This is a genomic window from Sporosarcina trichiuri (assembly GCF_030406775.1).
Lineage (GTDB): Bacteria > Bacillota > Bacilli > Bacillales_A > Planococcaceae > Sporosarcina > Sporosarcina trichiuri.
Window position 1 is genome coordinate 49,753 of sequence record NZ_CP129119.1, and the last position, 21,618, is coordinate 71,370.

Here is a 21,618-nt window from a genome sequence, read left to right on the forward strand (position 1 = left end):
TGCAGGAGGGCGCTGTGTGGAACACTATACTACTGGCGCGGAATTCGCTAAGCGGAATGACGGTATCCTGTTACTGGTTCTTATTACATATGTTTCAAACCAGGACTTCTGTAAACCGCCCGACTGCCTGGGGCAGGCGCGAAGGCGTGCGAAATCTGATGGATAGAGAATAGGGGAATTCAATTGCACATAACAAACGTATTCTGGTACGCGGTCGCCATCTGTATGGCGATTGTCATCTGGGGGTTCGTAGCCCCTGACAATCTTAATAGCATCACCAGCCAGGCGACGGCACTCATCTCCAATGATTTCGGCTGGTTCTACACACTGGTCATCATCGCCCTCATCAGCTTCTGCATCTATATGATGTTTTCGAAGTACGGCAATGTCAAACTCGGTAAGGACAATGACGAACCCGACTTCAGCCTGATGGCGTGGTTCGCCATGCTGTTCAGTGCGGGAATGGGCATCGGCCTGATGTTCTTTACGACGGCGGAAACCATTTCGCATGCGTTCATTCAGTCACCGAACGGAGAGCCGGGTTCCGAACAGGCTGTCCTCGACTCGCTGCAATATGCGTTTCTCCACTGGGGCTTCCATGGATGGGGGCTGTATGCGGTCGTCGCGATGATTTTCGCGTATTTCAAGTTCCGTGTCGGCGCACCGGGGCTGGTCAGTGCGACACTTGAACCGCTGCTCGGACAGAAACTGATGCGCGGCACGCTGGGACAGATCATCGATACCCTTGCCGTCTTCGCCACGGTTGTCGGTGTGGCGTCCACTCTCGGCTTCGGCTCCGCGCAGATCAACAGCGGGCTGACATTCCTGTTCGATGCCCCGAACACGTTCTGGTTCCAGATGATCATTCTCGGTATCGCGACCGTCACATTCATCGCATCCGCCTGGTCGGGTCTCGGCAACGGCATCAAACACCTCAGCACCATCAATCTGTGGCTTGCGGGCATTTTGCTGGTGCTGCTGTTCGTCGTCGGCCCGACAGTCTACATCATGAATATTTCCGTCACCTCATTCGGCAATTACATCAGCCATTTTGTCCAGATGAGCTTCGACTTGAAGCCGGTCAATGTCACCCAGCGCGGTTTCGTGAATGACTGGACGCTCTTCTACTGGGCCTGGTGGATCTCCTGGGCGCCATTCGTCGGAATGTTCATCGCCCGGGTATCGAAAGGCCGCACAATCCGGCAATTCATCATCGGCGTGCTGGTCGCACCGACACTCGTGACCTTCATCTTTTTCGGGGTGTTCGGCGGCTCGGCGTTGAATGTGCAGATGAACGGCATTGCGAAATTATCCGAGCTGGCGACGGAAACCGTCACGTTCGGCATGTACACCCATTATCCGATGACCTCGGTCCTGTCGCTGCTGACCGTTGTGGTCATCGCGATCTTCTTCATCACCTCCGCGGATTCCGCGACATTCGTCCTCGGCATGTTCACCACGGGCGGACAGCTGAATCCGTCGAACGTCGTCAAGATCGCCTGGGGGCTGCTGTTATCGGGCATGGCGGCGATCGTCCTGTACTCCGGCGGCATCCAAGGGTTCCAGAACATGCTGATCATTGCGGCACTGCCATTCTCTTTGATATTGATCATGATGGTCATTGCTTTTTACAGAACCATCAGGGAGAATGAAGGACGGAGACTGCGAACGACATCTATGGAAAGGCGTGAGAAAAAATGAAACTCGTCAACGTCCGGAAAGGACAATTCGTCTACTATCAGAACAAATTGCATAAGGTCTATTCGGTGAAGCCGTTCTTCAAGAAGTCGGTCCATCTGATCCGCATGGAGGATTTCAAACAGAAGCTGGCAACAGCGAAAGAGATCGATTTCTATAAGCCGAAGCACCTCGACAGTTTCGTCTTCAACCGGGAACGGTACACGCTCGACAAAACGGTCAAAGCTGAAGTCGGGGACTACATCATCGTCATCAACCCGCAGCCGGACCCGCTCGACCAGCATCATCTGAATACGATCGAGGCCGTCTCGTCCGTCGAAGGGAACGGGGTCATCACGAACCAGTCCAACGGTATCCGTTTCAACGAATATTGGGTCATGGTGCCCGGATTGTCAGACGGTGCGACGGTCATCGACCTTCAGGACCCGGATCTGGAAACCGATGATGGAGAAGACGAACCATCCGGCGACGACCTGCAGGAAGTCTACATCCCGGGCATCGGGGACATCTGCCGCAGGGCGGACAGCGAAACGGAGATGGAAGCAATGATCGTCGCGATCGAAGGGGACATCGTCTATCTGGGCGGAAACGTGCAAGTGGAGATGAACGACCTGCTCGATCAGGAAAAATGGAGTTACGTGAGGAACATCCGGGACTGACCCGGACTGGATTGAAAAAAGGCTGCCGGCTGCAAGGAATCCTTGCAGCCGGCAGCCTTTTTGCCGTGATGTCAGTTCCGAACGATGATGTACACCAGATAGATTACATAGAACGCAGCGAGCACCCAGCCTTCCCGTTTTCCGATGCGGTAGCCGGTCCGCGCAAAGACGAGCAGGACGAGTGTCAGTGCGATCATGAACACGACGTCGATCAGCACTTTGCCGTCCACCGCAAGCGGCGAAATGGCCGAAGAGACACCGAGCACGAACAGGATGTTGAAGATATTGCTGCCGATAATATTGCCGAGCGCAATCTCGCTCTCTTTCTTCAGCGCCGCGGTGATCGACGTCACCAGTTCAGGCAGCGACGTGCCGATCGCGATGATCGTCAGACCTACAAGTGTCTCACTCATCCCGAGGGAGTAGGCGATCGCGGTGCCGTTATCGACGACCAGATCCCCGCCGAAGATGATAGCGGCAAGTCCGAGCAGGGTGATGAGGATGTTTTTCCCCCACGACCCGCTGACAGCCGCTGCCGGTTCGTTCATCGTCTCCTTCCGGCTTTTCAGACCGTGCTCGATCACATAATACAAGAAGATCGACAGGAACAGCAGGAAGATGAACCCATCGGCCCGCGTGATCATATTGCTGCCGAAGCCCTGCAGCGCCACATCACTCATGACGATGAACAGCGCAATGCTTGCGAGCAGCGTGAACGGGATCTCCTTCTTGACGTTCTCACTCTCGACTTTCAGCGGATACAAAATCGCCGCCACACCGACCACGAGGGTGATGTTGAAGATGTTGCTGCCGACGACATTCCCCACCGCGACGCCTGCCGTGCCTTCCAGTGCCGCGATGATACTGACCGTCGCTTCGGGAGAACTCGTTCCGAACGCGACGATCGTCAGCCCGATCAGGATCGGCGGAACCCGCAGCAGCCTTGCAATGTTGGACGACCCATCGACGAAAAAGTCCGCCCCTTTTATGAGTAAGACAAATCCGATCAGCAATAACACATAAGTCACGTACGCTCAGCTCCAGTTCTGTAACAGGTTGTTTTGGAGGGATCCTGTCAGCTATCCCGCAGGCCCGGCGGTCGGGCCGTGTAACCGCAGACAGGATCTTGGATACCGTATATCTGCTTTGGAACATTCTCAGATACCTGACATCAGTATATCATCTTACCCGTTTTGATACCCGGCTGAAAGGGGATGAATGCTGTGCTTTCGGACTGGGCAAGACGAGGCTGTTCCGGCAAATGTGAATAGTTCCCTTCGGACAGGTAATCCTAAACGCAAAACGCCGGACGGAGGACTGACCATGAAGACAAGCAGGTGGGTGTTCGCAGGAGTGATCGGTATTTTCATTATACTGATCGGCAATTTACTGTTCTCGGAAAGTGCGGCGGGACAGCACGGCGGACTGCCGAAAGATGAGCTGAGACGAAAAATCCAAGCGTACGCAGCCCAGCATGATATCGAGCCTGTCGATGCCGTCGTGGACCGGGTATGGAAAGCGGTTCCCGGCTATAATGGCTGGCAGGTCGACCGGGTGGCCAGCCATGAGCGGATGAAGAAAACTGGGAGATTCGATAAAACCAAGCTGGTATTCAAGGAGACGGAGCCGAGGTTGCACTTGGATGATCTGGATCCCCATCCGATCTATCGGGGCAATCCTGGCAAGCCCATGGTATCGCTGCTCATCAATGTCGCGTGGGGGGAGGAATACATCCCTGCCATCCTGCAAACACTGAAGAACCACGAAGTCAGCGCGACGTTCTTTTTCGACGGCAGCTGGACGGCAAAGAATCCCAAAGTGGCAAAAACGATTCACGAGGCGGGACATGAGATCGGCAATCATGCATACAGCCATCCTGACCTGCAGAAACGTTCCGCCGCAGAGACGAGGGAAGAACTGCAGAAGACGAACGAGGTCATCCAGCAGACCCTCGGCATCCAGCCCAAATGGTTCGGACCGCCGAGCGGCAGTTTCAATGCAAAGACGGTTGCCGTGGCAGATGAGCTCGGCATGAAGACGATCCTCTGGACGGCCGATACGGTCGACTGGAAAAAGCCCGAGCCGTCCGAGATGGTGCAGCGTGTCCTGTCGCAAACGGACAATGGCACGATGATTCTCATGCACCCGACAGATCCCGTGGCCAAAGGGTTGGATGAAATGATCATGCAAATCAAAGCGAAAGGTCTGCGGCTCGGCACAGTCAGCGAGCTGATGAGTGAAAAACGGGTGGATTGAAAGAAGCGCGCTGGCGGCTGAACAGGAAATGGATCCAGCACAACCCGGACACTGAAAAAACCAGTCCTCACAAGGCTGGTTTTCGGATGGACTGTGTTTTCTTTTGCGTGAGCTCGGCGATGGCCCGCTTCAATGTTTTCACGAACCGCACATCGGCGGTGAAGTCCAGCTGATTCCAGACTTTCACGTGAAGCGGGTTCAGGCCGGTCACAATCAGGGAAAAGCCGAGCAGTTCCAATACGCCGATCAGTTTTTCGAATCCATATAAGCCATCCTGCTCAATCCGCCCGACCGCGGTGAAGTCGAGGATGATCGTCTGCACGCCCGATTTCGCAGACCGTTCGGTGAGCCCGCGTGCGATGGCGGAAGATTTTTCCTCATCCAGATCGCCAAAAATCGGCACGACAGCGACCGTATCCGTCAGCTCGATGAACGGGGAGGACAGCTTGATGTTTTCCAGCAGCAGGGTTTCCGCCGATTCCTTCGCCTCGAGCAGCTGGAAGTCGGTCTCCGTCAGGCGGGTGCGCAGCCGCGTCAGCTGTTCGCTCACTTTCAGGATCGCCTGGTCTTTTTTGACGATGACCACCTCGCAGGCAGGCTCCTCCGTCCAGGAAGCATACAGATCAGCAAGCAGGACGGAACCGGAGGGGGACAGGACATTGACTTCGAGCGCTTCGACTGTGTCCGATTCCCGTATCCGCCGCTCGACTTTCCGGCGGCTTTCGGACTCGATGACGTCCAGGATGCTCGAGCCGGCGGCGAGCATTGTCGCGGCCGCCTGATTGACCCGGACGATTTGGAGATCCGTATCGATCGTGTACATCGGAAGCGGCATCAGGGGATTAGGATAGGACATGTTTCACGCTCGCTCCTTTTCCCTCAGCTGCCAGCCATTCGTGCAGTTCCCGCAGATTCGGCATGACGAGCACCTGGCCGGGCGCCGCTTCCTCTGTGAAGGATGCATGCGGCGCCATCCGCCCGCCGATCACGATGGACGGCCGGCAGTCCGTATTCGCGAGTACCTGGACAGATTTCCGCAGGATCGGCAGCCGATAGGACAATGCCGCGGACATGGCGACAACGTCGGGCTGCCAGGCATTGACAGCGGTCTCAGCATGGCGGAGCGGCAAATTCGGGCCGAGATACCGGACACGCCAGCCGAATTCCTGGAACACGGCCGCCGCCATCTTCAAACCGATATAGTGCTCTTCGCCTTCGACTCCGAACAGCATCACTTTCTTCCGATCCGGCGCGTCGTCCGAAGACGAACGGTACTCATAATCGGAGATCACATAGTCACAAACCGCAGTCGCCAGGTGTTCGTCCGCCACGGTGATCTCATTCTGTTCCCACAGTTCACCGATACGGATCATTGCCGGTGTCAGGAGATCCTCGTACAGCGTAAGCCGGTCATTCCCGGCGAGCACGCCGTCTATATAGGAAATGGCCGCCTGCTCATCTCCCCTCAGCAGCAGGTCGGTCAGCTGTTTGGCGTAGTCGGTCATTCGATCCCTCCTCAATCGGTCTTCAGTCATTCGGCTGCAAGATGGCAAGTGCCTTCTTCAGATAATCCGTGTACGCGGATTGCCTCTCAATATCCACCTCGCCGGGCAGGACGGCGAGCAGCCGTTCGAAATTATCGATGATCAGGTCCGTGCCGACATTCCGGCTTGTCAGCACCTGATCGAGCCATTTTGTATAATCCGTGAAAAACTTGCTGTCGCTCATCTGGAACGCCGTCTCCAGGTGGTTCAGATGATGGTAGTTATCCTCAGCAGTCCGCATCCGTCCGTTATCGCCGAATTTTTCGGTCAGCCACGGGTGGGCATCATAGATCTGCCAGACGACTTCATCGACAACCCGGTCTTTTGCCTCCTGCTCCATCAGTCCGCCACCACCTTATATTGCGCCACTTTCGGGATGATCCCCGCAAGTTCCTGATCCGGGTATTTCTTCTCGAGTTCGTGGATCTCTTTGAATTCATCGCTCCGCGCCCAGGCCAGATAGTGCTCCCGCGTGTCCCATTCCATATGGACGACGAGTTCGCCGGGGCGTTTCTGGTTCTGCAGCAGCTGGAAAGAGAGGAAGCCTGCTGCCCGGTCGACCCGCTTCGAGCGGCCGCTGTAGATCCGGATCACTTCCTCCGCTTTCCCGGCGGGTACGTTGAATGTCGAATTGACGATATACATGGCAGGCTCCTTTGCGTACGTATTTCGTGTTTCCAATTATCTTAGGCTAGTTTACCACAAGAACAGGCATATAAAAATCCATTGCGTTTATCCGGCTCTTGAGCTACGTTTAACTCCATAGCGCAACTGCCAAAAAGCGCAAGTATGCGAATCAGGAATGGAGGATGTATAGATGACTGAACAGGAGAACGGACTCCTCACGCTTCTGCAGAAACGGTTCGAAGAGAACGAACACCGTCATCCTGGCATCCGCTGGGTGGAAATCCAAAGAAGGCTCGAAGCCGATCCGGAGAAACTGGAAGTCCTCTCCGGCATGGAGCGGACAGGCGGGGAGCCGGACGTTATCGGCTATGACAGCGCGGAAGACGCCTATATCGTGTGTGACTGTTCACCGGAAAGTCCGGCTGGCCGCAGAAGTATCTGCTACGACGGGGCGGCACTGGCGGCACGGAAGAAGAACAAGCCCGAGACGAGTGCTGCCGAACTGGCGGCCGAGCTCGGCATCGAAATCCTGGACGAAGCGGAGTACAGAGCGCTTCAGGAAATCGAGCCGCTGGACCGGAAAACATCCAGCTGGATCCTGACACCGGAAGCGATCCGCAAGAAGGGCGGGGCGCTGTTCTGCGACAGACGCTACGACCATGTCTTCACGTATCATAATGGGGCGGATTCGTATTACGGCGCACGGGGATTCCGCGGCCGTGTCCTGATCTGAACCGAAAAAGCAATTCTCCCGGTGAATGCGGAGAATTGCTTTTTTCGTCAGTCCGTATTCATCACTTTCAGCATCCGCACAGGGTCGAATCCGCCGATCCAGACGCCGTTCACCTCTGTCTGCGGCACAGTGAACCGGCCGCGCATGCCGATCAGCCGGAGCTATGCCAGCGGATTCAGATCGACCGGGACTTCGGTGTATGGGATTTCATTGTCGTCCAGGAACTGCTTCACCATCCCGCAGACCGGGCACGTGCGGGAAGTGTATATGGTGATGTCCGGTATCATGTTGAAGGTCCTCCTGCTGATGGAAAGTTGCTGTCCATGTGTGTAAGGATGCAAGGCAGCGCCTTTTATCAAATAAAGGACTGTCTGCTTGGATTATATACGCGCGCTGGTATATTCTCAACTTCTTGGCTTGCCAGCTTTTGATACAATAAAGAAAACAGGAGGAAAGGGTGTGAGAATATGACGGGGGAACGACTGACCGTCTTTGACGGAAACCGGCGGCCGATCGGCACCGAACTGCGGGAGACGGTCCACCGGGATGGGCTCTGGCATGAGACGTTCCAGTGCTGGTTCATCACGCGGGACGGCGGGGCCGTCTATGTGCAGCAGCGCAGCCAGGGGAAAAAGGATTACCCCGGACTGTTCGATATTACGGCGGCCGGGCATCTGCTGGCGGGGGAAACGGCGGAAGACGGCGTGCGGGAGATCGAAGAGGAGCTCGGCATTGAGGTGTCATTCCAAGATCTGCATCCGCTCGGCGTCATCGAGGACCGGATCCGGACGGAGGCGATCGATGACAACGAATTCGCCCATGTGTTCCTGTACGCGGTGGATGCCGCGCTTCCGGACTTCCGTCTGCAGGAGGAGGAAGTGGCGGGCATCTGCCTCGTGCCCCTCCAGGACTTCGCCGCTCTGTGGGACGGCCGTTGTGACACTATATGTACGGCAGATGAAGGGCGGCGGCTCACCCGTGCGGATTTCGTGCCGCACACGGAAGCGTATTACCGGACCGTCATCCGGGGGATACAAGCATACAGACAGCAAAGGGGAGAGGAATCATGATCGAAACGACTGTACAAAACTATTGGAACGAATTCCGTGCAGAGCATCCGGGCGCGCCGGAGACCGTCAACGCGTGGGGGTTCGGCGATTCGGAAAAGATGGCGGACGAACTGGCGGCGCTCGTCGTGCAAGGTGTGAAGACCGCGACCGCGTCCAACTATAAAATGTACGAACTCGGGGACGAGCCGCTGCCGAAAGTCGGACAGTACGACATCGTCCTCGACGGCAGCGGGGCACCTGCGGCAATCATCCGGACAACAGCTGTTGACGTCATGCCGTTTTGTGATGTGCCGGAGGAGCATGCGTTTCTAGAAGGCGAAGGCGACCGGTCGCTCGGATACTGGCGCCGTGTGCACGAAGACTTCTTCAAGAGGGAGCTCGAGGCGGAAGGGCTGGTGTTCGACGAGCGGATCCCTGTCGTCTGTGAGCGTTTCGAAGTCGTGGACGTACGCGGCAAGTGAAACTTTTCTGTCGGTGCCGACGTAAAGGAAGGCACTATGACAGCGAAAGCGGGGGATCGGTATGAAGGAGTTCATCATCCGGCAGAAATGGATGCGGCTGAACGGCCAGTTCACGGTGAAAGACAGCGAAGGGCGGGACGTCTATGAAGTGGGCGGCAGTTTCCTGCAGATTCCGAAGACATACACGATTGCCGATATGGCGGGTCACGAAATCGCGGTGATCACGAAGAAGCCGTTCAGTTTCCTGCCGGTGTTCACCGTCGAGGCCGTCGGCCAGGAAACGGTCACAATCCGCAAAGAGTTTTCGTTCTTCAAGCCGCGCTACACGATCGACGCAGCCGGCATCGAAGTGCTCGGCACCTGGTGGGAGATGAACTTCGACATCCTGAAGGACGGAAAGACCGCCGGCACCGTCGACAAGAAATGGTTCGACTGGGGCGATACGTATAACATCCAAGTATTCGAGGAGTCGATGGAGACGTTCATCATCGCCCTCGTCATCGCGATCGACTGCGTCAAAGCCGACCAGGCCGGAGCGTCGTCCGCAGCCGGAGCGTTCTGAGAGAGGAGGGATCCTGCGCATGGACATCGGAAGCACCGACACAGCATGCCCGAAATGCGGCAGCCGGGAGCTTGGCCGGGGCCGGCAGAGAGGCTACGCCGTCATGTCACCGATCGGCAAAGTCCGGTTCGGCTCCAACGTCGAGTATCTGCTCTGCACCGACTGCGGCTACATCCTGGAATCGTACGTCAGCAGCCCGGAGAGATTCAAAGGCACGTTATGATGAAATGAGAAGCAGCCCGCCGCGGCGGGATGCTTTTTTGAGTGCGGGGACGGCGGCTGGAAACGGGTTATCTTCCTGGCGCGGCGGGGAATGGGGGCGAGTGTCGGTTAAGGGCGTCTTATCTTCCTGGAGCGGCGGGGAATCTGGTGCGAGTGTCGGTTAAGAGCGTCTTATCTTCCTGGAGCGGCTGGAATTTGTCGTGAGTGTCGGTTAAGGGCGTCTTATCTTCCTGGCGCGTGCGGAATTTGGCACGAGTGTCGGTTAAGCGGGTCTTAATTGCATGAAGCAGGCGAGGGTTGGAAGCAACGTGGAAATAGACAGCCCCCAATTGCGACTCGCGTGGAAAAAACCGGCCGAGTCGCAAATAGAAAGTCTCCAATTGCGACTCGCTCCAGAAAAACCGGCCGAGTCGCAAATAGGCAGCCCCCAATTGCGACTGGTGCCAAAAAAACCGGCCGAGTCGCAAATAGGCGGTCCCCAATTGCGACTCACGCCGAAAAAGCCAGCCGAGTCGCAGATAGGCCACGCCAAAACTGCCACTCACACCGACAAAACGAGCAGAAGCGCAGCGTGTCACGCAGCGCTTTTGCATCCTTTCATTTCCACCTGTACCCGATGCCCCACACCGTCTGCAAAATCGACTCCACCGGGAAATCCGCCCGCCGCAGTTTGTCCCGCAAGTTGCGGATGTGGGAATCGACGGTCCGGCCTTCCGTGTAGGTATCGTGCTCCCACGCCACCTGCAGCAGGTCCTCCCGCGTGAACGTCCGGTTCGGCCGGCGCATCATCGCTTCCACAATTAAAAATTCCTTCATTGTCAGCTGCACAACAAATTCCCGGAATCGCAGGGAATAGGACTCCAAATCCAACACGACTTCCCCGGCACGGAGCACCTCTGTCTCCGATCCGACCGGCACCCGCCGCAGCGCCGCCCGGACCCGTGCCAAAAGTTCCCGCTCATCGAACGGCTTCGTCATGTAATCGTCCGCGCCTTCGTCAAGCCCTTTCACGACATCGGGCATGCTGTCGCGCGCCGTCAGCATGATGACGGGCACGGCGGACTGCTGCCGGATGCGCCGGCACACTTCCCAGCCGTCCAGCCCGGGCATCATCACGTCGAGCAGGACGAGATCGACCGTCTCTGCCGCCAACAGCCGGAGTGCGTCGTCCCCACTGTCCGCCTTCAGGCACCGGTAGCCCGCCGGCAGCAAAAACAGCTCTAGCAGGTCGAGCATCCGCTGTTCGTCATCCACCAGTAAAATTGTCTGCATTGCCAAACTCCTTCCTCATAACCGGATCGTGAAGATGCTGCCGCGCCCGGGTTCGCTATCCAGCCGGATCGTCCCGCCGTGCGCCTCCGTCAGCTCTTTCACGATGGCGAGACCGAGCCCCGCACCGCCGAACGCTCGGGACCGTGATTTTTCCACCCGGTACATTTTGTCGAACACATACGGCTGTTCGTCCACCGGGATGCCGCGTCCTTCGTCCTCGATCTGCAGGACGGTCTGCTTCTGCTCCCGGGCCATCCGCACCGTCACCGCTGTGCCGCTTTCCGAATAATGAAGGGCGTTGTCCAGCAGATTGAGCACGATCTGCTCCAGCCGCATCCGGTCCGCGTGCACCGTGAAATCTCCGGACAGGACAAGGTGCAGCGCAATGCCTTTCGCATCATACGCCGGCTTCACCAGCTGCAGCACGGTGTGGATAAATTCCTCCGCCTCAAAGTCCGTTTTCTCAACACTGAACGTCATTTCATCCATCCGCGCAAGTGCCATCAGATCCTTGACGAGCGACTCGAGCCGGGCCGCCTCTTCTTCGATGATGGATAAATACCGGGTCCGCTCGTCCTCCGGAAGATCCGGCCGCTGCGCGACGCGGGTATATCCTTTCAAATAGGTGAGCGGCGTCCCCATTTCGTGGGACACGGAGGCGAGGAATTCGTTCCGCTCCCGCTTGACCCGCCGGAGATCGCCGGACAGCTTCCGGATGGCGGCAGCGAGTTCGCCGAGTTCGTCCTCCTGCATCACCGGCAGATCGACGTTATACGACCCGTCGCTCATCTGCTCCGCCGCTTCCTTCATGCGGATGAGCGGGCGCGTCAGCCACTTCGACAGCAGCCAATAGACGAACACGAGGATCACGAGACTGCCGCCGCCCGCCAGCAGGAAATGCACATTCAGCTGGCTGACGAGCTGGCGGATCGGCGCCGTACTCTGCAGCATGACAAGCGTGCCGCTGTCCGCCCCGGCGCGGAACGGATGGACGCCGACGAGATACGGCGAGGACTTCCAGTCACGGGACAGGATCCTGTCATCGGCCCCGGCCATATCGCGGACGTCCGGAAGATACGGCGAAAACCGCTCTTCGCTTCCGGATGAAAACCCGATCGGCCGGCCGTCACTGTCCAGGACGGCGACGCTGCGTCTGTCCCCGCGCTCCATGAGGAAGATGTGTGCGAGCGTCCGGTCGCTGAAGTTGTCTTCCAGTACATCCCGGTGATTGCCGCCGGCCTCGAGCAGCCGATCGAGCTCTTCCTCGACCCGGGCATCCGTGATCATATGGTGCAAATACAACATCAGCGCCGTGTCCATGACCAGAAAGGAGACGATGAATGCGGCTGCCAGCTTCGTCGATATCTTGTTCACAATGTGTGCCCCTTTTCATTCGTGTCCACAGTATACCGCTAACGTATCGAAAATTTGTGCAGAACGCACGGGAAACATCATCAAATCGAACGCAAATAAGAAGTTTGTAAGGACTTCGCGAAAATCGGTTATCCCGTGAAGTCTCCGGGGAAGACAGACAGCGACATCGGAAAAAGGAGTGGAATTTTCATGAAAAAATATTTACTGACAGCAAGCGCAGCGCTCGCCCTCGTCCTTGCGGGATGCGCTTCCGAAGGGGAAGAGCAGGAGAAAAACGGCGTCGAGGAAACCCAAGGCGCGGATCAGAATACAGCTGCTGATGAAAATCAGGACGCCGGGGAGCAGGAGGAGTCCGGGCACGAAGGAATGGAGCACTCTTCCGACGGCTCGATCCCGGACGGGCTGCAGGAAGCGGCCGATCCAAAGTATCCGGTCGGATCGGAAGCGATCATCGAGACCGACCATATGCCCGGCATGAAAGGCGCGACGGCGACCATCGTCGGTGCGTATGGTACGACGGCGTATGTCATCACCTACGAGCCGACGGACGGCGGAGCGAAAGTGGAGAATCATAAGTGGGTCATTCAGGAAGAACTCGAGGATGCTCCGGAAGCGCCCGTGGAAGACGGCACCGAAGTGACCGTGCTCGCCGATCATATGAAAGGCATGAAAGGGGCGGAAGCCGTCATCGAAACGTCCAAAGAGACGACCGTCTATATGATCGACTACATGCCGACCGACGGCGGAGACGAAGTGAAGAATCATAAATGGGTGACGGAAGACGAACTATCAGCGAAAGAAGACTGATCAGCCGCGCAGCACCGCATCCCATACTGGGAAAGCGGTGCTGCTGTTTTCATTTACGGCTTGAAGGTTATAGACGGAAGAGAGGTGAGAATATGCTTGTCGTCATTTCCTGGATTGCTATTGCCATCGGCCTGCTCAGCAGTGCCGTGATTATCATAGACATCATCCGCCACCCGCAGAAGATGGCGATCATGAATGTCGTCTGGCCGCTGAACGGCTGGTTTTTCGGGCCGATCGCACTGATCGCCTACTACAAATGGGGACGCATCCAGGCGAAGAACATGGACATCGCCCACACACGGGGAAAAGGCGCCAAAGTGTTCGTCTCGACATCGCACTGTGCGTCAGGCTGTTCGTTCGGTGATGCAGTCGCCGTTCCGATTGTCGCGCTGACGGGCTTCACTATTGCAGGAACGGTGCTTTTCGCACACTATGTCATGCAATTCGCACTGGCCTACATCTTCGGCATCCTGTTCCAGTTCGCGTCCATCTACCCGATGAACAAAGAGCAGGGCAAGATGCATGCCCTCATCGGCGCCGCCAAAGCGGATACCATCTCGCTGATCGCCTTCGAAGTCGGCATGTTCGGCTGGATGGCGCTTGTCCACTACGTGCTATTCCAGACACCGCCCGAACCGACGAGTCCCGTCTACTGGTTCATGATGCAGATCGCGATGATTTTAGGATTTGCCACGAGCTACCCGGCGAACGCCTGGCTTATCAGGAAAGGCATCAAGGAAGCGATGTGACGATAGAGTGGGAGGCTGTTTCGAAGCTGTGTCAACATATTCGTATCGGCTGTGCCAATAAAAAACAGCGGTGATCGGACTCGCGATCACCGCTGTTTTGCTTATTCTGTCTCCGGGAAGAACGCCTGCGCCGTCCGGACATCGACGAGCGCCGGGCCGTCCGTGCGGAGTGCCTCTTCCAGCACCGACTCAAGAGCCTGATCGGAATCCGGCCGGAACCCTGTCCAGCCGCATGCTTCCGCGACGCCGACAAAATCGGGGTTCGTCAGCTCGGTACCGATCCCTTTTGCATCGAGCACTTTCAGCTTATCAACTTCCATCTGCAGCGAGCCGTTATTCAGGACGACGACCGTAATATTGAGATGGTACCGCGCCGCCGTCAGCAGATCGGCAAGCACCATCTCAAGACCGCCGTCCCCGACGATCGCCACGACCTGTTTCTCCGGCTGCGTGAGCTTCGCGGCCATGGCGGCGGGCAGGCCGAAGCCCATCGTCCGCCAGTAGCCGGATACGAGAATCGTCTGGTCCGTCTGCCGGAAGTTGCGGTTCATCCACACGGTGTTGTCGCCCGTATCGAGAGCCAGGATGGCATCGGACGAAACCGTGCGGTCGAGTGCGCGCATGAGACGCGACGGATGGACCGGGAAGCCCTCCGTATTGCCTTCCTCTTCATTCTGGCGGTCCCATTTCTCTTTGACGTCCGTGCAGCGGGCCAGCCAGTCATCCGAACGGGAGAACCCTTCGAGACCGTCCGCCAGCAACGGCAGCACGTCTTCCGTATTGCCGGTGATGCCGAGGCTGACGGGGATCGTCTTCTCCAGCTGGTCGAAGTGGCGGTCGATCTGGATCACCTGGGCAGCGGACGGCACATGCCCCTCCGGCCACCACGTCGTCCCGGCCAGCAGCACGACATCCGCCTCCTTAAGCAATGGGGACGCATGCGGATTGCCGCCTTCGCCGATCCCCTGCAGCATATGCGGGAAGGACGCTTCCACGAGACCTTTCCCGCCGAGACTCGCGAGAATTCCTGCACCCCAGCTGTCCGACAGCCGTTTCAGATCATCGACGGCTTCCGACGCACCGGCTCCCGCGAGGATCATCGGCCGCTTGGCGGACTTCATGATGGATACCGCTTTCGTCAGACTTTCCTCCGTGAAGACGGCGGCCCCTTCGATGACATCCGCAAGCGGCCGCGACGTATCCGACGACTCCGCCATGAACAGATCCTTCGGCACGGACAGATGCGTGACACCGCGCTGGCGGAGCGATGTCCCGGCAGCCCGTTCCAGCAGGTCGAGCGCGGCATCCGGACTCGCGAGATTCGCTGAATAGAGCGCGAACGGCTTCATCAGGTCCTGCAGGTTGATGAACTGCGGGAATTCCGTGCCGATCTTATCGCTCGGCGCCTGTCCTGTCAGCGCCAGGACCGGCGCATGATCCGCATAGGCATCCCCGAGACCGTTCAGCAAGTTCGTCGCTCCCGGACCCATCGTTGCCGTGCAGACACCGAGCCGGCCGGTCAATTTCGCTTCCGCCGACGCCATGAAGGCCGCCACCGACTCATGCTTACAGGCGATGAATTCAATGTCGTCCTGCTTCGCGAGCGCATCGATCAGTCCGAAACTCGCATCCCCGACCACTCCGTAAATCCGTTCCACGCCATACAGGGACAGCTGTTCCAGCATCACCTGTGCCACTGTTTTCGCTGTGTTTGCCACACGATCACTCTCCTCATCGCTGTTGTGTCTGCAGTCATTCCGATCATTCTCAGTCTTCCCTGGATGAATCCGCAACAAACGCTGGAGGTGATTCTGCGAAAACCGGTACTTCAGTGAGTCGGCCGAGAGGTATGAGAAATTACTTCAGCCGTCCCGCAGCTGCCTCGGATAACAGCGTCAGCGTATCCTGCCGATGCGCAAAATCCGGCTTACTGATATCGCCGAGCGGTGCGCCCATCACAACCGTGATGAATTCCGAATCCCCGATTGCCGCCAGCGTCGCCCAGCATTGACCGGCTTCGTACGTCGTGCCCGATTTGCCGCCGAGAATCTCGAACCCTGGCTGTTCCGCGCCAGCGAGCGAGGACAGCACCGTCGATCGGAGCAGAAGGCCGCCCGGATGATCGGCGGTCGCCGTCGTCTGGAACTGACCTCGTGTGAAGATCGCGCGGAAGTCCCGGTTGTCCAGCGCATGATCGAGCAGCTTCGCCATATCGGCCGCCGTCGTGTACTGCTGCGGATCATGCAGTCCTTCCGGATTCACAAAGTGCGTCCCGGTCATCCCGATCGCCGCCGCTTTTTCATTCATCAGCCCGGCAAACTTAGCCGGACTGCCCGCAATGTGAACAGCCAGTGAATTCGCCGCCTCGCCGCCCGACGGCAGCATCGTCCCGTACAGCAAATCCCGGTACGTGACCCGTTCACGGCCGTAGAACCCGGCCATCGATGCGTTCACCGCCACCATCCGCTGGTAGGTCTCGACATCGACAGGCGCGGCAGCCGATAAATCATCGATGTGCTCCAGAGCGACGAGCACTGTCATCACTTTCGTCAGCGATGCCGGAAAAGCTTTTGCCTCCGCTTCTTTCGCATAGGCAATCTTCCCGCTGCCGCGTTCCGTCATATAGATATGAGGGCTCGCATACCCGTCCGCTGGAGCGCCGCCCAACATTCCAGGCAGGCCGATATGGACGCGGCCGGCGACTTGGGAGCCAATAAAGAAAAGCAATGCAATTACGAGTATCAAACGGAATAATTTCCACATCAGTATCAGCCTTTCTGATCAAACCTCAGCCTCAAGCATACGACGAAATAATGAAGCGCAGGGCAGCATATCTATGAAGATTCTCTTAACAGCCTTCTCTGAGAATCAATTAGGGATGCAGCACGGTCTGAAGACACACCAAAAAACCGGGCATCCGCCTCAGGATACCCGGTACACTCCGTATGTCCATAAATCAATTCAAAGCGTCTCCGCCCGCTGCACAGACGGTTCGACCGGCTCCGCCCCAGGCGCAAGTTCCGCGGCCGGCTTCTTCGACCAGATCGTCGCTAAGATCGGCCCCGAAATGTTATGCCAGATCGCACCCCACACACTCGGCAGCGCCGCAAGCGGTCCGAAGTGCGCCGTCGCGAGCGCGACACCAAGCCCCGAATTCTGCATGCCGACCTCGATCGAAATCGCGCGGCGGTCCGTCTCGTTCAGCCGCAGCATGAGCGCCGTCATATAGCCGAGCAGCAGGCCGAACCCGTTATGCAGGAACACCGCCGCAAAGACGACGAACCCGGATGAGATGACATTGCCCGCATTCGCGGACGTCACCGCCGCCACGATGATCAGGATGGCAAGCACCGAAATGAGCGGCACGACCGACACGCTCTTCTCAACCGCCGCCGGGAAGAACCGGCGGATCAGCAGGCCGAGCACGATCGGCACGATGATCACCTGCACGATCGACTTGAACATCGACAGCGGATCGACCGGCAGCCATTGGCCCGCAAGCCACAACAACAGTACCGGCGTTACAATGGGTGCGAGCAGCGTCGACAGCGACGTCATCGCCACCGACAGCGCCAAGTTCCCCTTCGCCAAATACACCATCACATTCGACGCCGTCCCGCCCGGCACACAGCCGAGCAGCACAAGCCCCGCCGCCAACTCAGACGGCAGCTGGAACAGATACGCCAAGCCGAACGCCACGAGCGGCATGATCACGAACTGCGCCGCCACCCCGACAAGGACCGGCAGCGGATTTGTCGCAATGATCTTGAAATCCACCGCCTTCAGTGTCAGTCCCATGCCGAACATCACCACGCCCAGCAAAATCGAAATATACGCCCCGAGTCCAAGAAACGGCGTCGGAAACAGAAACGCCAAAGCCGCAGCCAAAATCACCCACACCGCAAAATACTTCCCGGCAAACGAACTCACCGATTCCAGCACTTTCATGCAAAAACCCCCGATTTCTCATAACTGAGTAATAAAAGAACCAACTCTGTCGGCTCTAAGAATGAAACCTATTATACTCAATTATCAGAATGTTGCAAGATATATTTCATATTGCACTTAAATTAATTGAAAGTGAGCAAGGAGGCAATAGAATAAAAGGGTTGCGAATGAATGAATAAAGACAGGCACTTTAGTAGCTGCCTGTCTTTGAACAATATAATTATAGCTCCACTTTCACAGGGAAGTTTTCTTCATACTCCATGTCATCCCAACTAAATACATGAAGTTCCATTTCTAAGTCAGAATTTAATTCGGGGAATTTATATCCCTCGTAATCTTCAATACTCAAGGTTGCTTTAGCAGACTTACCAGCCGCTACTTCTTGACTCATGCTTAGTAATGTCTCATCGACCATTCTTCCATCCGCAGAGACACTTCGTGCTTGTACTTCGATTTTATCTTGACGTTTATTTTCCACATCGAAAATCACTTCTATCGAGTTTCCCCAAGTACTGTGAGTTTTCTTTACAATCTTGACTAGAGTTGCCTTCAAGTTTTCGTTGTCAGCAATTACTTCATTAATTTCATTGTCTTCTCCCTCGACGTTTTGTTCGGTATCTTCAGCGGGTTCTGTGGCTTCCGGACCTGAATCATCAGAGTTCACTGTACCTCCAACATTTTCCTCACTAGTTTCTCCACAGGCAGCCAATCCTAATACAGATGCAACAAGCAAAAGCAGTAAGTTCTTCTTCATAGAAATGACCTCCATTCTGCTGGTTAATCTACTTGTAAATATAACCTTCATTAGGAGGTAGTGAACATATCAGGGCGTGTAAGTCGATTGGTAAATAGAGAAGTCTTCATTTGATCGTCGTTCAAAATACATATGCAAGGCCCCGTTACAAATCTGCTGTGTCCAGTCGAACAAAATGGCCAAATGTTCAGCGGGCGGATTGATCTGTATGGAGAATAATCCGTCCTCAAACAACACAATCCCATTAGCAGACCCGCTCCATTTGTTCATCGGCATATCGGCAATCAGTTTCGCTACAGTGGTTTCATCATAGGTCAACAGTGCTTTGCCTTTCTTGGAAGACCAGTCTTTTTGCCGGTAAGGTGCTGCCGTCAAATACCGATGAAATTCGGCTGCCGCTTCCTTTGGCGAGATCGGTTTATACCAATCTTGTTCACCCCGTGCAAGCATGACATGTAACAATACCATCTTGTAACTCTTGGTCATGCTGGTCGTTGACACATTGACAAACCATTCGCGATACGATGTTAAAACCTCTTCTTCCAGTTCACTGAGTGTATCGGCTTTCTGGAGAAACAGAGGATAGGATTTAAATAATTGTTTGATATCCCGTGCATTAGCGTCCGCCTTCAAGTGATACTCCAAATAAGTCGGTCGCCGTCCGAGTGTTCGTTTCAAATCCTGAAAAGCCGCGACCAATTCTGCCTTCCGATTCATTTTAGGCTTCAGGGCTTCCAGCAAGTCGATGACGGCTGTTTCAAAGTTGAACTCCCATTGGCCAGGCAGGGAGAGCGTCTCACTAGTGATTGTCGCAGTCCCACTCAAATCCTGATCCGTAAAGACAGTAAACTTACTGCGAGCTGTCCGATAATTGCCGATCAGGTCGATAATAACACATTGAGATTTGCCGTTCGCAAGCCTCAGCCCGCGGCCGATTTGCTGCGTAAAGACAGCCGTCGATTCAGTTGGTCGTACAAACAGCAGTGTGTCAGTACGGGGGATATCAACCCCTTCGTTGAATAGATCGACAGTAAAAATAATATCGAGTTGTCCAGTCTCCAGCCGCTCTCGTGCAGTAGTTCTCACAGTTCGTTCACTACTGCCGTGCAATGCAACAGAACGAACTCCTTTCTGCGCAAAATAGCTGCTTAAAAACTGTACCTGCCGTACGGAAGAACAGAACGCGAGTGTGCGTGTTTGTTTATGCTTGCACCAGGCAGCATATACGGCTGCCGCATAATCTGTTTGGATCTGCAGCTGTAGCAATTCTTCCTCATCGTAGCGATTATTACGAAACGACAGGCCGCTGTAATCGGTCTCGTCAAATACGCCGTAGTACACAAAGGGGGACAGCCAGCCGTTTCGAATGGCTTCAAAGAAATTCACGGAAAGCGCTACATTTCCATCACACAAACTGTAGACGTCTTTATTGTCCAGACGTTCAGGCGTCGCTGTTAGTCCCAGCAGGAACCTTGGTGTGAAATGAGCCAACACCCGCTCATATGAAGCAGCCATCGCATGGTGACACTCATCGACAATCACCAAGTCGAACGTATCGCTGTCAAATTGTCGCAGATGACGATCCATGCTGAGTGTTTGAATGGAGGCAAATACAATGTCAGCGGTAGTTTCTTTCGTAAATCCGTTGACAATTCCGCAAGATCGTTTAGGGTGTACTCGCTCAAATGATGCCTTTGCCTGTAACAGCAGTTCCTCCCGATGGGCAATGAACAATATGCGGCCAAACGACTTAGCAAAAAATGCAGCTAAATATGTCTTGCCGAGCCCGGTCGCAAGCACGGCAAGCGCAGAAGTGCGACCTTCAGCGAGAGAGTCATTCAGCGCCTGCAAGGCAAGTGCCTGCGCAGGGCGAGGTTCCAATATAACAGGCCCGTAGTCGTCAGCTCGTTCGAACACGACATCCGGTTTCTCCGCCGCACCCAGTGTTAGTGCTAGTTCCTCAGCCTCCTCCCACTCCCGGCTGAAGGGCAGGCGGGCATTCATCCGATCATACTGTTCGCGATAGTGAGCGATCTGCTCCAGATTCACAACATGAGCGAGTGGTGATAAAAACAGCTCCATAAACTTCGCAGCCGCCGATTCGAACAGTAGGGGAGAGGCTGACGAGGGAGCGTGAAGGTTCCACTCAATCCCAGTCGTCAGTGCTGATTTCGACACATTTGACGAGCCAACGATCACAGAATCACCAGCAGACGACCCAAATAGATAGGCTTTCGGATGAAACGAAACACCGCCGCTTTCGATCATCCGGATCTCAGCTTCAGGCAGTGATTCAAAAAGCAGCGTAAGAGCATCCGGCTGGGTAATTGCTAAATAGTCGCCCGTGACGATCTTCACATCGGCACCCCGCACGATCGCCCGCTGTAGCATTGGCAGCAATTCACGAACCCCCGAACGCATCAAAAAGGCGGTCACGATATAAATCGTATCCGCCGTCTCGCCAAGCCGCTGCAATTCGCTCAGCAAATTGCGCGTCAGCAGCCGGACATCAGTCATCCTGCACCTCGACTAAATAGAGCCTCTCATCAAACGATCCGCGTAACGCGCGTTTCTCTTCACGGATTACCTGCAATGCATCCTCATCCGCTCCTTCCAAGCTAGCAGCTGCATAGACCAACTCCAACAGATCCGCCAGCTCCTCCAGCCGCTCACGAGAGGTTGCTGCTTCTTCATACTCTGACAATTCCTCCGCGAGTTTACGCTTCACTTCCTCTGCAAATTCAGCACCAGATAAAACCCGAGTCACAGGAGTTTTGCCGTCATTTTCGATGATTTGTGGAATTAGGTCTCTTACTAGTTTGTTGTAGGTTGGCATATAGATCCCTCTTTCCTGGATTTTACTTTTAGTATATCATAAAGGA

Annotated in this window: 25 protein-coding genes; 10 read left to right on the plus strand and 15 right to left on the minus strand. The window is 55.8% G+C overall.

Translation table 11 applies throughout. The annotated features are described in order from the left end of the window. Nucleotides 1-183: 183 nt before the first annotated feature. Complete coding sequence (locus tag QWT68_RS00325; RefSeq protein ID WP_290148973.1) at nt 184-1,701, plus strand: BCCT family transporter; 1,518 nt, start codon at nt 184-186, stop codon at nt 1,699-1,701. Next, a complete protein-coding gene (locus QWT68_RS00330; protein WP_290148974.1) occupies nt 1,698-2,357 on the plus strand; it encodes a hypothetical protein in 660 nt (219 codons plus the stop codon). The genes QWT68_RS00325 and QWT68_RS00330 overlap by 4 nt, the downstream gene beginning before the upstream one ends. 71 nt (nt 2,358-2,428) lie before the next feature. On the opposite strand, the gene QWT68_RS00335 is transcribed toward QWT68_RS00330, so the two are convergent. Continuing rightward, complete coding sequence (locus QWT68_RS00335; RefSeq protein ID WP_290148976.1) at nt 2,429-3,385, minus strand: calcium/sodium antiporter; 957 nt, start codon at nt 3,383-3,385, stop codon at nt 2,429-2,431. A gap of 295 nt (nt 3,386-3,680) precedes the next feature. Here QWT68_RS00335 and QWT68_RS00340 point away from each other — a divergent pair, with 295 nt between their 5' ends. Then, nucleotides 3,681-4,613 carry a polysaccharide deacetylase family protein gene (locus QWT68_RS00340; protein ID WP_290148978.1) on the plus strand — a complete coding sequence of 311 codons (933 nt, stop codon included), beginning with the start codon at nt 3,681-3,683 and terminating at the stop codon, nt 4,611-4,613. Nucleotides 4,614-4,680: 67 nt separating this feature from the next. Here the strand turns inward: QWT68_RS00340 and QWT68_RS00345 are convergent, their stop codons facing one another. Genes QWT68_RS00345 through QWT68_RS00360 form a run of 4 tightly spaced genes read right to left on the minus strand, consistent with a single transcriptional unit; the run spans nt 4,681 to nt 6,802 of the window. After that, nucleotides 4,681-5,469, minus strand: a complete 789-nt coding sequence (locus QWT68_RS00345) for an STAS domain-containing protein (protein ID WP_290148980.1) — start codon at nt 5,467-5,469, stop codon at nt 4,681-4,683. Beyond that, the gene (locus QWT68_RS00350; RefSeq protein WP_290148982.1) at nt 5,456-6,118 is read right to left on the minus strand and encodes a cobalamin B12-binding domain-containing protein; all 663 of its coding nucleotides are present in this window, start codon (nt 6,116-6,118) and stop codon (nt 5,456-5,458) included. Before QWT68_RS00350 ends, QWT68_RS00345 begins: the two co-directional genes overlap by 14 nt. Before the next feature lie 22 nt (nt 6,119-6,140). Continuing rightward, nucleotides 6,141-6,497: a hypothetical protein gene (locus QWT68_RS00355; RefSeq protein ID WP_040285956.1), complete on the minus strand. Its 357-nt coding sequence runs from the start codon at nt 6,495-6,497 to the stop codon at nt 6,141-6,143. After that, entirely contained in the window at nt 6,497-6,802 is a 306-nt protein-coding gene (locus QWT68_RS00360) for an antibiotic biosynthesis monooxygenase family protein (RefSeq protein ID WP_040285955.1), read from the minus strand. Before QWT68_RS00360 ends, QWT68_RS00355 begins: the two co-directional genes overlap by 1 nt. A gap of 172 nt (nt 6,803-6,974) precedes the next feature. Here QWT68_RS00360 and QWT68_RS00365 point away from each other — a divergent pair, with 172 nt between their 5' ends. After that, the gene (locus QWT68_RS00365; protein ID WP_290148984.1) at nt 6,975-7,517 is read left to right on the plus strand and encodes a DUF4256 domain-containing protein; all 543 of its coding nucleotides are present in this window, start codon (nt 6,975-6,977) and stop codon (nt 7,515-7,517) included. A gap of 161 nt (nt 7,518-7,678) precedes the next feature. Here QWT68_RS00365 and QWT68_RS00370 read toward each other — a convergent pair whose 3' ends face one another. Then, nucleotides 7,679-7,804, minus strand: coding sequence for a glutaredoxin family protein (locus tag QWT68_RS00370; RefSeq protein ID WP_290148986.1), 126 nt, complete (start codon nt 7,802-7,804; stop codon nt 7,679-7,681). Nucleotides 7,805-7,984: 180 nt separating this feature from the next. Here QWT68_RS00370 and QWT68_RS00375 point away from each other — a divergent pair, with 180 nt between their 5' ends. From QWT68_RS00375 to QWT68_RS00390, 4 genes are all read left to right on the plus strand, one after another. Then, nucleotides 7,985-8,587 carry an NUDIX hydrolase gene (locus QWT68_RS00375; protein ID WP_290148988.1) on the plus strand — a complete coding sequence of 201 codons (603 nt, stop codon included), beginning with the start codon at nt 7,985-7,987 and terminating at the stop codon, nt 8,585-8,587. Continuing rightward, entirely contained in the window at nt 8,584-9,048 is a 465-nt protein-coding gene (locus tag QWT68_RS00380) for an ASCH domain-containing protein (protein WP_290148990.1), read from the plus strand. The genes QWT68_RS00375 and QWT68_RS00380 overlap by 4 nt, the downstream gene beginning before the upstream one ends. A 61-nt stretch (nt 9,049-9,109) precedes the next feature. After that, nucleotides 9,110-9,610, plus strand: a complete 501-nt coding sequence (locus tag QWT68_RS00385; RefSeq protein ID WP_290148991.1) for an LURP-one-related/scramblase family protein — start codon at nt 9,110-9,112, stop codon at nt 9,608-9,610. A gap of 19 nt (nt 9,611-9,629) precedes the next feature. Beyond that, nucleotides 9,630-9,833: a transcription initiation factor TFIIIB gene (locus QWT68_RS00390; protein WP_290148992.1), complete on the plus strand. Its 204-nt coding sequence runs from the start codon at nt 9,630-9,632 to the stop codon at nt 9,831-9,833. A gap of 118 nt (nt 9,834-9,951) precedes the next feature. Here the strand turns inward: QWT68_RS00390 and QWT68_RS00395 are convergent, their stop codons facing one another. Genes QWT68_RS00395 through QWT68_RS00405 form a run of 3 tightly spaced genes read right to left on the minus strand, consistent with a single transcriptional unit; the run spans nt 9,952 to nt 12,478 of the window. Then, nucleotides 9,952-10,425: a hypothetical protein gene (locus QWT68_RS00395; protein WP_290148993.1), complete on the minus strand. Its 474-nt coding sequence runs from the start codon at nt 10,423-10,425 to the stop codon at nt 9,952-9,954. Nucleotides 10,426-10,429: 4 nt separating this feature from the next. Beyond that, a complete protein-coding gene (locus tag QWT68_RS00400; protein ID WP_290148994.1) occupies nt 10,430-11,104 on the minus strand; it encodes a response regulator transcription factor in 675 nt (224 codons plus the stop codon). A 15-nt stretch (nt 11,105-11,119) separates the two neighbouring features. Then, nucleotides 11,120-12,478, minus strand: coding sequence for a sensor histidine kinase (locus QWT68_RS00405; RefSeq protein ID WP_290148996.1), 1,359 nt, complete (start codon nt 12,476-12,478; stop codon nt 11,120-11,122). Nucleotides 12,479-12,667: 189 nt separating this feature from the next. Here QWT68_RS00405 and QWT68_RS00410 point away from each other — a divergent pair, with 189 nt between their 5' ends. Both QWT68_RS00410 and QWT68_RS00415 read left to right on the plus strand, forming a co-directional pair. After that, nucleotides 12,668-13,285 carry a YdhK family protein gene (locus QWT68_RS00410; RefSeq protein WP_290148998.1) on the plus strand — a complete coding sequence of 206 codons (618 nt, stop codon included), beginning with the start codon at nt 12,668-12,670 and terminating at the stop codon, nt 13,283-13,285. 92 nt (nt 13,286-13,377) lie between these two features. Further along, nucleotides 13,378-14,034, plus strand: a complete 657-nt coding sequence (locus QWT68_RS00415) for a DUF4396 domain-containing protein (RefSeq protein ID WP_290149000.1) — start codon at nt 13,378-13,380, stop codon at nt 14,032-14,034. A gap of 101 nt (nt 14,035-14,135) precedes the next feature. Here the strand turns inward: QWT68_RS00415 and QWT68_RS00420 are convergent, their stop codons facing one another. From QWT68_RS00420 to QWT68_RS00445, 6 genes are all read right to left on the minus strand, one after another. Beyond that, the gene (locus QWT68_RS00420) at nt 14,136-15,752 is read right to left on the minus strand and encodes a thiamine pyrophosphate-binding protein (RefSeq protein WP_290149002.1); all 1,617 of its coding nucleotides are present in this window, start codon (nt 15,750-15,752) and stop codon (nt 14,136-14,138) included. Nucleotides 15,753-15,891: 139 nt separating this feature from the next. Then, a complete protein-coding gene (locus QWT68_RS00425; RefSeq protein ID WP_290149003.1) occupies nt 15,892-16,797 on the minus strand; it encodes a D-alanyl-D-alanine carboxypeptidase family protein in 906 nt (301 codons plus the stop codon). 198 nt (nt 16,798-16,995) lie between these two features. Then, entirely contained in the window at nt 16,996-17,982 is a 987-nt protein-coding gene (locus QWT68_RS00430; protein WP_290149004.1) for a bile acid:sodium symporter family protein, read from the minus strand. 220 nt (nt 17,983-18,202) lie between these two features. After that, entirely contained in the window at nt 18,203-18,736 is a 534-nt protein-coding gene (locus QWT68_RS00435; protein ID WP_040285944.1) for a hypothetical protein, read from the minus strand. A 69-nt stretch (nt 18,737-18,805) separates the two neighbouring features. Beyond that, nucleotides 18,806-21,253, minus strand: a complete 2,448-nt coding sequence (locus tag QWT68_RS00440) for a DEAD/DEAH box helicase family protein (RefSeq protein WP_290149005.1) — start codon at nt 21,251-21,253, stop codon at nt 18,806-18,808. Then, a complete protein-coding gene (locus QWT68_RS00445) occupies nt 21,246-21,572 on the minus strand; it encodes a nucleoside triphosphate pyrophosphohydrolase (RefSeq protein WP_040285943.1) in 327 nt (108 codons plus the stop codon). Before QWT68_RS00445 ends, QWT68_RS00440 begins: the two co-directional genes overlap by 8 nt. Between the last annotated feature and the right edge of the window lie 46 nt (nt 21,573-21,618).